Source organism: Joostella atrarenae (genome assembly GCF_021764745.1).
Classification (GTDB): Bacteria; Bacteroidota; Bacteroidia; order Flavobacteriales; family Flavobacteriaceae; genus Galbibacter; species Galbibacter atrarenae.
Map to the genome: position 1 here is coordinate 138791 of NZ_JAETXX010000004.1, position 11846 is coordinate 150636.

The 11846-nt window shown below is 32.9% G+C and carries 11 protein-coding genes; 6 read left to right on the plus strand and 5 right to left on the minus strand.

Features of this window, described 5'->3' with window-relative positions; all coding sequences use genetic code 11:
• The first annotated feature begins 60 nt into the window (after positions 1–60).
• Positions 61–1356: an amidohydrolase family protein gene (locus JM658_RS08470; protein WP_236958825.1), complete on the plus strand. Its 1296-nt coding sequence runs from the start codon at positions 61–63 to the stop codon at positions 1354–1356.
• 94 nt (positions 1357–1450) lie between these two features.
• Here the strand turns inward: JM658_RS08470 and JM658_RS08475 are convergent, their stop codons facing one another.
• On the minus strand, positions 1451–1963 hold the full coding sequence (locus JM658_RS08475) for a VOC family protein (RefSeq protein WP_236958826.1): 513 nt from the start codon (positions 1961–1963) through the stop codon (positions 1451–1453).
• 156 nt (positions 1964–2119) lie between these two features.
• On the opposite strand from JM658_RS08475, the gene JM658_RS08480 reads away from it, so the two are divergent.
• Positions 2120–2404: a winged helix-turn-helix transcriptional regulator gene (locus JM658_RS08480; RefSeq protein ID WP_236958827.1), complete on the plus strand. Its 285-nt coding sequence runs from the start codon at positions 2120–2122 to the stop codon at positions 2402–2404.
• Between the two features lie 70 nt (positions 2405–2474).
• Here JM658_RS08480 and JM658_RS08485 read toward each other — a convergent pair whose 3' ends face one another.
• The 4 genes from JM658_RS08485 to JM658_RS08500 are packed head-to-tail and all read right to left on the minus strand — an operon-like array spanning position 2475 to position 7583.
• On the minus strand, positions 2475–3890 hold the full coding sequence (locus JM658_RS08485) for a TolC family protein (protein WP_236958828.1): 1416 nt from the start codon (positions 3888–3890) through the stop codon (positions 2475–2477).
• Between the two features lie 7 nt (positions 3891–3897).
• Positions 3898–5265: an HlyD family secretion protein gene (locus tag JM658_RS08490; RefSeq protein WP_236958829.1), complete on the minus strand. Its 1368-nt coding sequence runs from the start codon at positions 5263–5265 to the stop codon at positions 3898–3900.
• Positions 5266–5268: 3 nt separating this feature from the next.
• On the minus strand, positions 5269–6915 hold the full coding sequence (locus tag JM658_RS08495; protein ID WP_236958830.1) for a peptidase domain-containing ABC transporter: 1647 nt from the start codon (positions 6913–6915) through the stop codon (positions 5269–5271).
• Positions 6912–7583 (minus strand): TetR/AcrR family transcriptional regulator, encoded by a 672-nt coding sequence (locus JM658_RS08500; protein ID WP_236958831.1) that lies wholly within the window; start codon positions 7581–7583, stop codon positions 6912–6914. Before JM658_RS08500 ends, JM658_RS08495 begins: the two co-directional genes overlap by 4 nt.
• A gap of 278 nt (positions 7584–7861) precedes the next feature.
• On the opposite strand from JM658_RS08500, the gene JM658_RS08505 reads away from it, so the two are divergent.
• The 4 genes from JM658_RS08505 (at position 7862) to JM658_RS08520 (ending at position 11812) form a co-directional block, all read left to right on the plus strand.
• On the plus strand, positions 7862–8659 hold the full coding sequence (locus JM658_RS08505) for a TrmH family RNA methyltransferase (RefSeq protein ID WP_236958832.1): 798 nt from the start codon (positions 7862–7864) through the stop codon (positions 8657–8659).
• 78 nt (positions 8660–8737) lie between these two features.
• Complete coding sequence (locus tag JM658_RS08510; protein WP_236958833.1) at positions 8738–9427, plus strand: NUDIX hydrolase; 690 nt, start codon at positions 8738–8740, stop codon at positions 9425–9427.
• A gap of 64 nt (positions 9428–9491) precedes the next feature.
• Positions 9492–10334 carry a ribose-phosphate diphosphokinase gene (gene prs, locus JM658_RS08515; protein ID WP_236958834.1) on the plus strand — a complete coding sequence of 281 codons (843 nt, stop codon included), beginning with the start codon at positions 9492–9494 and terminating at the stop codon, positions 10332–10334.
• Positions 10335–10339: 5 nt separating this feature from the next.
• Positions 10340–11812, plus strand: a complete 1473-nt coding sequence (locus JM658_RS08520; RefSeq protein WP_236958835.1) for a nicotinate phosphoribosyltransferase — start codon at positions 10340–10342, stop codon at positions 11810–11812.
• Positions 11813–11846: the final 34 nt, after the last annotated feature.

Genomic DNA, 11846 nt, shown 5'->3' on the forward strand with positions numbered 1-11846 from the left:
ATACCACATTCTGATGCCTTGCTAAGAAAGCTCAAGACATCATAATAAAAACATTAAAAAATGAAAAATACAATACAACTTATAATAATCATGTTCGCTACAATAGCTGTAGCGCAACAGACACCTGCCTCTCCTCAAAAAGAAGCTATTTTAATTACAGGTGCAACAACACACATCGGTAACGGTACTGTTATAGAAAATGGAGCTGTTGGTTTTAAAGATGGTAAAATAACTTTTGTAGGGAAAACTTCTGAAGTTAATAATAGCGAATACAACAAAGTAATTGATGCTTCTGGCAAGCATATTTATCCAGGATTTATCACATTAAATGCTACGCTTGGTTTAGTAGAGATAGATGCTGTAAGAGCTACAGATGATGAAGACGAAGTAGGTTCTTTGCTTCCTCATATTAGAAGTTTAATTGCCTATAATGCAGAGTCAAAAATAGTAGAATCTATGCGTCCTAATGGTGTGCTTATGGGTCAAATTACACCACGCGGAGGTCGTATTTCTGGAACTTCTTCTGTGGTACAATTTGATGCTTGGAATTGGGAAGATGCTGCTATAAAAGTAGATGACGCTATCCATTTAAACTGGCCAAATAGCTTAAAAAGAGGTCGTCCATGGAGAGGTGAAGAGCCTGGTTTAAAACCAAATGACAAATACAAAGATGAGATTGATGAAGTTGTTACTTTCTTATCTGAAGCTAAAGCATATTTCTCTGGAGACGAAAAACCTAGGAATTTACCTTATGAGGCTACTGAAGGTCTATTTGATGGTTCTAAAAAACTGTACGTTCATGTTGATGGTGCAAGAGAGATTACAGACGCGATAAACTTCGTTGAGAAAATTGGGATTCAGAAAATGGTTGTTGTAGGTGGAGACCAGGCAGACGAGGTTAGTAATTTATTAGCTTCTAAAAATATCCCTGTTGTAATTCAACGCCCTCATAGATTACCAACTAGTAACGACGAGAACATAAAACATACATTTATGCTAGCTTCCCTTTTAGATAAAGCGGGGGTACTTACAAGTATCGATCCTAGCGGTAGAATGGAGCGAATGAATACAAGGAATCTACCTTTTTATGCAGGTTCGTTTGCTGCCTATGGCGTTCCTAAAGAGAAAGCAGTTCAAATGATTACCGAGAATGCTGCTAAAATCTGCGGTGTAGATGATATTGTTGGAACACTTGCTACTGGAAAAGATGCTACATTATTTATTTCTGAAGGCGATGCATTAGATATGCGTACTAATGTTTTAAGTGATGCCTTTATTCAAGGAAGAGCGATTAGTTTGGAAACACATCAAACAGAATTATGGCATCGTTATTCTGATAAATACAAGCAACAATAAAAATTGTTTGCTGAAAATTAGAATTACAAAACATATTTTATAAAAGTAAACCCGAGTATAAATTTATACTCGGGTTTACTTTTAATCATCATCTTTATTTTGAATAAGCTCCTGAAGAATATGTCAACTCATAACTATGAGTATATATTTCAAAAACAATTCCAAAAGGATCTTCTACATAGCACATTTTAAATGGCTTGTCGTCTGGGTAATATTCTCTAATCGGCATTCTTTTCTTACCTCCATAAGAAACAATCTTATCAATAAGCTCTTCGATGTTTGGATCTTGAACACAAAAATGAAATAAACCTGTATTAAAAGGATTAAATTCTGGAGCTTCTTTAACTCCATGTGGGAAAGAGAATAATTCAACTCCAATTCCATCCGAAGTTGCTAAATGTGCAATTTCAAATTCAGTCCAGTCATCACCAAAAACATCAATACACATCTGACCGATAGCAGTATCTTTTTCTTTTTTAACTTTTGAAGGTTCCATAATGATATACCATCCCATTACTTCTGAATAGAATTTTACTGCTTCATTTATATCTGGAACCGTGATTCCTATATGTGAAAATGATTTTGGATAATTTTTATTAGTTGCCATACTTTACGTTTTAGATTTCAAAATTAACCTATATTTGCCAAACTGGCAATAACATACTAAAAAGTAGTATAGTTACCCAAAGGAGTAAAATATTAATAATCAGTATTATAAGTTTTAGTTTTGATTGAAAATAATAATTGTCCGTTAAATTACTCTATGAATTTAATTGGCACAAAATGGAAACCTCTAATTTTATTTCATTTATTAGAAGGCGATTTACGCTCAGGAATCTTACAAAAGAAAATCTCTGGGATCTCAAATAAAATGTTTACACAAACCGTAAGAGATTTGGAAAAAGACGGGCTTATTTCTAGAAAGATATATCCTGTAGTTCCTCCAAAAGTAGAGTATAGCTTAACTGAAAGAGGAAAATCTCTGGAAGATATTTTAAAAAGCTTAGACAAATGGGGAGCGGAAGATTACAAAAAACAACATAAATAATCCTTAAAACAATAACTGCGGAAAAAACCTAAAAGTTCTTTCCGCAGTTATAATTGTATTATAAAAAGGATTAAAGGTTAGCCAATGTTCGGTACAATTCAGCAGCGATTAAAAAGTAATCATTTTCTAATTCTATTTGCGACACCTTGGCTTTAACCAACTTATTCTCTCTAGTATTAATATAAAAAATAGAGCTTTCTCCTAGTTCAAATAAACGTACCTCAGCATCATGCATTTGCTGATAATCGGAAACTAAATCACTATTCATAATTATTTGCTCTTGATAAGAATTGAGCTCTGCAAACTTAGCTTTCACCTTATTTTGAAGCTCCTGAGCTTGAAATTTCAATCCATATTCAGCATTACTCAATTCAGCTTTTGCAATTCTAACATCAGCTCTTTCTTTTCTCAGAAGAATAGGAAAAGATAGTGAAGCTCCAATTTTATAATCATCCCAATTATATTCATTTATATAATCTGGAGCAGCAATATAATTATAGTTAACACTTAGCTTTGGTAAAAGCTTATTTGCCATTAAACGCCTATCTACATCTTTCATTGCTATTTTTGTGTTCAAAGCCTTCAATTTCGGATGATTTTCAAGGTCTACCTCTTCAGAAATAGGGTTAATATTTAATACCGACAAAATATTATCCTTCAATGCTTCTTCTGGCTGCATCAATTCAGAAAGCTCTAACGGTAGCTCTTCCTCTGTCCACAGATAATTAGATAAAATAAGTCTACTTTTTGTTAGCTTTAAATTTGCTTGCTCCCACTCTAGCCTACGAGTCTTTAAATTAATTCCAGATTCTACACTATCAATTGGAGAAAGTTCTCCTAAAACAATAGATTTAACAATCCATTCTTGGCGCTCTTTAGCATTCTCATAAAACGTTTCATAAAGTTTTGCTTTATCAAATTGCTGCTTCCAATCAAAATAAGCTGCGGAAGCTTCTGTTAATGCATCTACAACAGCCAATGTACGCTCATAATCTCCTAATTCTTGATAGAGTTTTCCCTTTTTCACCTCAGCCATCCGCTTGTTTATCCATATCCCCTGTCCTACTGGAACAGATATCCCAAAACTTGCTAATCCATCTTCTGGCACATAATTTTCTGGATTTATATAATCCCCTTGGTTTTTATCAAAAGCAGCTTTAAGTTCTATTCCATACCACGTTGGAATTTTAAAACTTCCGTTGAATAACGAATAATACTCCGTGTCTTTATATCGTTTTTTATTGAAGTCTGCCGTTAACTTCGGATCAAAATAACCACGTGCTTTTAAAAGTTTTGCTTCTGAAGCCGTTAAAATTAAATCGGCTTGCTTCACCATTGGATGATACTTCTTTACAACTCCCAAAAACTCTTCATAAGTAAAAGTCTCATCAAGTGTTTCTTCCTGCGCATTTAAAATTTGCGTACCAAAAAGCATCCCCAATATGAGCAATGGAAATAGATAAGTATGTAACTTATTAATTTTCATATAAAACTTATTTTTTGGTTTCTTTTTCATTGCCTTCATCAGCAACTTTATTTTGCGTTTTATAAAAATTAGGAGGAAAACCATTTAATGTACGCCATATTTCAAACCAAATTGGTACCGTATCTAATAGTGCTAATGTTTGCGAACCAGCACCGATACTTAATAATTTAGGCCATTCTTTTTCTTCTGGATCTGGTGCTATTAACACACGATACTTCCCGTTTGAACTTATAAAGTTTTCTTTAGCTACAATTACTCCTCCAAAAGTACCGTAAGAAACTCCTGGCCAACCACTAAATACGATTGTTGGCCAACCATCAAACCAAATGCGTACCTTCTCTCCATTATTAATTAAAGGATAGTCCATCGGTTCTACAAACGACTCTACCGCTATTTCAAAATCTGACGGCATAATACTCACCACAGATGCTCCCTCTTTAATAGTTTCTCCAAGTCCAGATTGTAAGGCGCGGTTTACATATCCCGATTGTGGTGCTGTAATATAATACATCCCATTACGGATCTTATAGCTTGTATATTGTGAACGTAATTTACTTACTTGAGATTCCGTATCAAATTGTGTACTTAAAGCTGTTTGACGATCACTAGACGCTTTTGCTAATTTTTCTGAATAAGAAGCCATTAAACGTGTAAGCTCCATTTCACTATTTATGTATTCATTTTCAGCAGTAAGCAGCTTATTTTCCTGAGTAACTATTTTGGCTTGCATTTGCTGAAGCTTCACCTTTTTCTCCTCCACATAGGTCATTGGTTTTAGTCCTTCTTCATTTAGCTTAAAAGCACGTTCATACTGTGTTTCAGCAATACTCAACTGTGTTTTTACAGCTTCAAGATCGATACTATCACTTTTTACTTTTAGCTTACTTTGCTTCAATTTATTTTCGGCTTGTTTGAGCTTAAGCTGTCTTTCTCGTTTTATAGCTTCAATCTGTTGTGCTAAAGCCTCTACTTTTGCTGTATAAGAAACGACAGCATTCTCTTTTGCTTTCACCTGAATTCCAGTATTCTCAACCAAATCGGGATCAAAATACTCTGATTTAGTTTCAGAAATATGTAAAATCGTATCACCTTTTTCTACAAAATCTCCTTCTTGAACATGCCACGATTCTATTCGTCCTCCAATAATCGCATGTACAGCTTGCGGACGTTGTCCTGGCTTCAATGTAGTTACAAATCCGCTTCCTTTAATATTCTGAGTCCAAGGCAGAAATAACACCAATACCATGGCAATACACACTCCCCAAACTACTTTTCTTATAACTTTATAGTGCTTATTATCCGCAAAAATCCCCATAGATTTAAACTTACTAGGATCTACGTAATCGTGAATTCTATTATTTGAAATATTCAACATAGCTTAACTTTTTAAGGTACCGTTTACCATGTAAAAACTCTTGTTACATTTTGATTTCCAATACGGGTTTTTAGAAATCACTATTAAAGTCCAATCTTTATCTGGCGCAGTCATATATTCTACAATATCTAATGAAGATGCCTTATCTACATTTTCGAGTGGCTCTTCTAAAAAGATAATTCTAGGGTCTGAAAGCACACAACGTGCCAATAGTATTTTTTCAACAATAGAAGAAGATAACTGCTTTCCTCCAGAATGCACTTGCGTATCCAATCCATTTGGTAGTGATCTAATATAATCGGCAAGTTTTAATTCTTCTATCACCTTTAAAATTCTTGAAAGTGAAATTTCTGGATTTTTACATGTAATATTTTCCAAGATTGTACCTTCAAAAACATTATCACTTACACTTATGGAACTCATATTATACCTGTAATCTTCCAAAGAATATTTTTTGTAATTGGTTCCATTTATATACACCATCCCTTCAGTTGGCTCTACAATTCTACTCAACACTCTTATCAACGTACTCTTACCAGAACCGTTAGGACCTTCAATTAAAATACGATCATTAGGATCTATTTTCATTGATATATCTTTAAGAACATATTGGTCTGAATCTGGAAATTTATAGGATAACTCTTTTGTTTCAATAGAAATAGGAGTTTGTTCTAATTTATACTGTCCTTTCTCCTCCGACTCCAATTCGATATCCATTACTTTTCCTATCTTTTCAATAGATGCCAAAACATCATAGAATAATTCAGTTCCAGCAAAAAGCTTTTCTACAGCATTGGTAATATTTAAAATTATAATCTCTGCTGCTACAAACTGCCCGATATTCATCTGCTGATTAAGAACTAGGATACCTCCAATTATTAAAAGTCCAGCTGTCATTAGCACTTTAAAACCTGTAAGTTGTATAAATTGCCTTCTTAAAACTGAAAAGTGACTTTCTCTGTAATTTAAATATCCTTCGACTAAATCATCATTTTTATCCAAAGAAAAATTAAAAACGCGTTTGTTTTTAAAACTCATATGGTTTCTTGCTACTTCCTGAATCCAATGTGCTACCTTATATTTGAAATTAGATTCCTTCAAACTTGTATCTACTCCAGGATTAAAGTTAAATCTGAAGATAAAATATAGTAATGCGATAAGTACCATTCCGAAGAATATAAAAAAGGAATGATATAATGACAGTAAGATAATTCCGAAGAAAACCTGTAATGCAGCGCCACTCATATCTAATAAGAGTTTCGAAACTCCTTTTTGTACATTTAGGGTATCAAAAAATCTATTCGCTAATTCTTCTGGTAAATATGGATACAGCTTGCTAAACTTCATTTTAGGAAATCGGAATACAAACTCAAACGATGAACGTACAAATATTTTTTGCTGAAGGTTCTCCGTAATTCGGTATTGCATAATTTTAAAAACCCCAACCATTGCAACTCCCAACACAACAATAATTACAAGTACTACCCACGAAGTACTAATTTTTCCTGCCTGTAAAAAGTTTACAATAGATTGAATCCCTAATGGAAGCGACAAACTAATAACTCCCGCTAAAATAGAATAGAGGATAATTTGATAAATATCCTTTTTATCTACTTTTAATAAGCCTCTAAATCGTTGAAATGGCGTCATAACAATATTTTATCTAGTGTTTCGATGTAAAAAGATGGTACGTCCTTACCTGGTTCACAAAAATCTGTAATTGTTTTAAAGTGTTGTTTTATAAAATGTTGATTTAAAGCGCCTACAACTACACTAGAAGCCAGCGACTTACTGTACTTATAATCAGGTTTTACCTCTGTAATAATATCTGCTATAATCGAAATCACTTTTTTATAAACCAAGAAAAATCCATCTTTATTCTCCTTATCTACTTCTTTGGTTAAAAATGCTTTAGAATATTCAGAAATAATAATTCTATTTAAAATAGCTTCGTCGATATATTCAGTTCTAACGTCATCTTTAACTTCTGAAGTTACTTCAAAAACAACTCTGTGTAATTTTTCTAATGAATCGTCTATATTCTGAATTGCTAATAACATTCTATATTCTAACCAAGACCAATACCAAGAAGATATATAAAGTAACAACCTATGTTTATTTTCAAAATACCGGTAAATAGAGCTTTCATTGGAACCAATACATTCACCTAATTTTTTAAATGTAAAGGCTTCAAATCCAATTTCATCTATCAATATAATACTATGTTTTAGAATATTCCTTCCTAACTCAGAAGACTCGGGATCCTTTAAATATAGCTTCTCATTGATTGTAAATCTCAAATTACCAGGTAATTTCATAATCACACATCTTACTTAATATTAATGCGCTCAAAATTAATAGTAAAACTATTAACTTATATATATTTAACATTAATTAACTGTAAAATAATGATATTCAAAATCTACAATCCAGCTATTATTAATTTCCAAAAATCGACTTAAATTAATTATCATATTAATAATGAATGATTTAGAAAAACGCCCATAAGTACTTCAACTTTATAAAAATATCATGAAGATTTATTAGAAATCTTGAATTACCACAGATTTAAAGTATTTTTGAAAAAAAATTACCATTGAAAGAAATTACTAGCACCCAGAATGCACTTGTAAAGCAAATACTTCATCTAAAGGATAAGTCTAAAGACCGTAGGAAATCAGGTTTGTTCATCGTAGAAGGTATCCGAGAGGTAGAGTTAGCTTTAAAGGGAAAGTATGTGTTAGAAACACTTCTTTTCAATGAAGATATTATTTCTGAAGATAAAGTCTTAGAAATTATTAAAAATGAGGATATTACCCTGATAAAAATATCGAAAGACGTTTATCAGAAACTAGCATATCGCCAAACTACAGAAGGCATTCTTGCCATTGCTAAAATTAAGGCACATACTTTAGACAAGCTCCAATTAAAAAATAAAAATCCACTTATTCTTATAGCTGAATCCCCTGAAAAACCAGGAAACATAGGAGCGATACTAAGAACAGCAGACGCAGCAAACTTAGACGCTGTGATCATTGCAAACCCAAAAGGAGATCTTTATAATCCAAATATTCTCCGCTCTAGTGTGGGTTGCATATTTACAAATAATGTAGCTATAGGAAGCACTTCAGAAATTATTACATATTTAAAAAGTAATAATATTGCTATAAACTGTGCGGCTTTAACGGCATCTGTAAATTATAGCACTGTAGACTACAAACAAGCTTCTGCTATTGTTGTTGGCACAGAAGCAACAGGACTGAGCAATGAATGGCTTGAGGCATCTACACAAAATATTATCATCCCAATGCAAGGTGAAATCGACTCTATGAACGTTTCCGTTGCTGCTGCAATTGTAATTTTTGAAGCAAAAAGACAGCGTAACTTTAATTAAAATACAGGTTCTTCAAGCAAAAAATTCTATAAACTATAAAATTATAGTTTCTTACATTTGTGTATAATCAACACAAAAATGGATATTACTCAAAATATAAAAGTTGCAGTAGACGCTGTGGTTTTTGGATACACAGATAACAGCCTTAAGATTTTGCTTATCCAACAAAAGTATGGATCGGAAAAAGATAAATGGGGGTTACCTGGTGGTTTTGTTAAAGACAACGAAACTCTTGATAAGGCCGTTGTGAGAGAGCTCGAAGAAGAAACTGGTATAAATGCTAATTACTTAGAGCAGCTCTATACTTTTGGAGCCTTAGAGAGAGATCCTAGAGGGAGAGTAATTTCTATTTCATATATGGCTCTTATAAACCCTAATAATTATAAAATAAAAGCTGCCAGTGATGCAAAAGATGTAAAATGGTTTTCAATTAATGAAATACCTCCTCTTGCCTACGATCACTGCGCTATTTTAAAAGTTGGAAAAGAGCGTTTAAAGAATAAAATAAATTATCAGCCTATTGGTTTTGAGCTCTTAAGCAAAGAGTTTCCATTTTCAGACCTAGAAAACCTCTATCAGACAATACTCGATAAAAAAATTGATAGGAGAAATTTTAGAAAGAAAATTATGAGTTTCGGTTTTCTCGAAGAAACGGATAAAATACACAAGCCAGCTAGCGGTCGTCCTGCAAAGCTATACAAGTTCAATCAAAATAAATATAAGGAACTGGAAAGCAAAGGATTTCACTTTGAAATTAAGTTTGCGTAAAAAATACACTAAATAATTTTTACTCTTCAGATAAAAACTTATATTTGTGTAAATATTACGCAATATGATATTAAATTTAGACAAAGGGTTTACCCCTTACGGAACAGAAAATGAAGTACAATACAACAGCTTCACCTATGCAGGAGGTGAGCCACATATAAAAATTACTTCTGAAATAACACCAAATCAAGAGATTAACATAACTCAAAGAATAACATCTTTTAATGACGTCGGACTTATCTTAATTGCTGCAAATGCATTAAGAAATATGGGAATAAAAAAAATAAACCTATTTATACCTTATTTCCCTGCTGCTCGCCAAGATCGATTAATGGTTTCTGGAGAACCACTTACTGTAAAAGTTTATGCTGAGCTAATAAATAACTTAAAACTTAATAAGGTTACTGTTTTTGATCCTCATTCTGAGGTTACTCCTGCTCTTTTAAATAATTGTGAAGCATTAAACAATTATAAATTTATTGAAACAATAACGAAGAGTTTGCCAAAAGACGTTCTACTTATTTCTCCAGATGGGGGAGCCCTAAAAAAGATTTATAAAGTCGCTGCTTATTTGCAAGATTTTGAAGTTATAGAATGCTCTAAATCTAGAGATGTAAAAACAGGTAATCTTTCTGGATTTAAGGTTTACCATGAAGATTTAAAGGGAAAGGATTGCTTAATTGTAGATGATATTTGTGACGGCGGTGGCACCTTTTTAGGTCTAGCTAAAGAACTGAAAGCAAAAAACGCTGGTAAACTCCATTTAGCGGTTAGTCATGGGATATTCAGTAAAGGTTTTGAAACTCTAAATAAAACCTTTGATACAATTTATACTACAGACTCTTTTAGAACTATAAGTGACAAAGACAATGCTATCCAAATTAATATTTCTCAACTTTTAAAATAAAAACTATGAATACTTTATTATATACAGACGGTTATAAAATTGATCACAGAAGACAATATCCAGAAAAAACAACGCTGGTTTATTCAAACTGGACTCCTAGAAAAAGTAGAATTGAAGGCGTTGAAGATGTTGTATTTTTTGGATTACAATATTTCATAAAAAGATATATCATTGAAGATTTTAAAAATAATTTCTTCAACCAGCCTAAAGATGAAGTTTGCAAAAGGTATAGCCGAAGAATAAACAATTATTTAGGAGAAAACTCTGTTGGAATTGATCATATTAAGGCATTGCATGATCTTGGGTATATCCCAATGGTTTTTAAAGCACTTCCGGAAGGAGTTTCTGTACCTATTAGAGTTCCCATGTTTACAATGTATAACACGCTCCCAGAATTCTTTTGGCTTACTAATTATTTCGAAACACTTCTATCTACAACTGTTTGGTTACCTTGTAATTCTGCTACAATTGCTAAGCAATATAGAATTATACTTGATAAATATGCAGCGGAAACATCTTCTACTCCAGAGCTTGTAGATTGGCAAGGTCATGATTTTTCTATGAGAGGAATGGCTGGTTTAGAAGCTGCATTAATGAGTTCCGCTGGTCACTTATTGAGTTTTACTGGTACAGATACGATTCCAACTATAGATTTTCTAGAAACTTATTACAATGCCGATTCCGATAAAGAATTGGTAGGAGGATCTGTAGCCGCTACAGAACACTCCGTAATGTGCATGGGCACAAATACTGGAGAACAAGATACTTTTGAACGCCTAATCACAGAAACATATCCTAAAGGAATTGTTTCTATAGTTTCTGATACTTGGGATTTATGGAAAGTACTTACAGAATACCTTCCCAACTTAAAAGAACAGGTATTATCCAGAGATGGAAAAGTAGTTATTAGACCTGATAGCGGTGATCCCGTTAAGATTATTTGTGGGAATCCTGAAGGAAAAACTTCAGAAGAGAAAAAAGGAGTTATAGAACTGCTTTGGGATATTTTTGGAGGAAAAACTAATGACAAAGGGTATAAAGAGTTAGACAGCCATATTGGAGCTATTTATGGAGACAGCATTACTTTAGAAAGAGCTAATGAAATCTGTAAACAATTAAAGGCTAAAGGATTTGCGTCTACAAATGTTGTCCTTGGGATTGGATCTTTTACATACCAATATAATACCAGAGATACTTTTGGGTTCGCTATGAAAGCTACATACGGCGAGGTTGATGGAGAAGGAAGAGAAATCTACAAAGATCCTATTACAGATGATGGAACTAAAAAATCTGCAAAGGGCCTCCTTAAAATAACTCTTGAAGATGGAATCTATAAATTAAACGATCAAGTGAGCTGGGAAGAAGAGAAAAAAGGAGAATTAAGAGAAGTATTTAGAGATGGAGCACTATTAATAGATGAAAAATTAAGTGATATTAGAACTCGAGTAAAAAATAGCATTGCTGCAATGCAGAGTTAACTAAATAATATATTTACTAATTACAGTAATCATT

What these genes read in the sequence shown, in the direction of transcription:
- JM658_RS08480 (WP_236958827.1), top strand. Translation starts at nt 2,120, where the DNA reads ATGAATTTAATTGGCACAAAATGGAAACCTCTAATTTTATTTCATTTA.
- JM658_RS08495 (WP_236958830.1), bottom strand. Translation starts at nt 6,915, where the DNA reads ATGACGCCATTTCAACGATTTAGAGGCTTATTAAAAGTAGATAAAAAG.
- JM658_RS08500 (WP_236958831.1), bottom strand. Translation starts at nt 7,583, where the DNA reads ATGAAATTACCTGGTAATTTGAGATTTACAATCAATGAGAAGCTATAT.
- JM658_RS08485 (WP_236958828.1), bottom strand. Translation starts at nt 3,890, where the DNA reads ATGAAAATTAATAAGTTACATACTTATCTATTTCCATTGCTCATATTG.
- JM658_RS08520 (WP_236958835.1), top strand. Translation starts at nt 10,340, where the DNA reads ATGAATACTTTATTATATACAGACGGTTATAAAATTGATCACAGAAGA.
- prs (WP_236958834.1), top strand. Translation starts at nt 9,492, where the DNA reads ATGATATTAAATTTAGACAAAGGGTTTACCCCTTACGGAACAGAAAAT.
- JM658_RS08510 (WP_236958833.1), top strand. Translation starts at nt 8,738, where the DNA reads ATGGATATTACTCAAAATATAAAAGTTGCAGTAGACGCTGTGGTTTTT.
- JM658_RS08475 (WP_236958826.1), bottom strand. Translation starts at nt 1,963, where the DNA reads ATGGCAACTAATAAAAATTATCCAAAATCATTTTCACATATAGGAATC.
- JM658_RS08470 (WP_236958825.1), top strand. Translation starts at nt 61, where the DNA reads ATGAAAAATACAATACAACTTATAATAATCATGTTCGCTACAATAGCT.
- JM658_RS08490 (WP_236958829.1), bottom strand. Translation starts at nt 5,265, where the DNA reads ATGTTGAATATTTCAAATAATAGAATTCACGATTACGTAGATCCTAGT.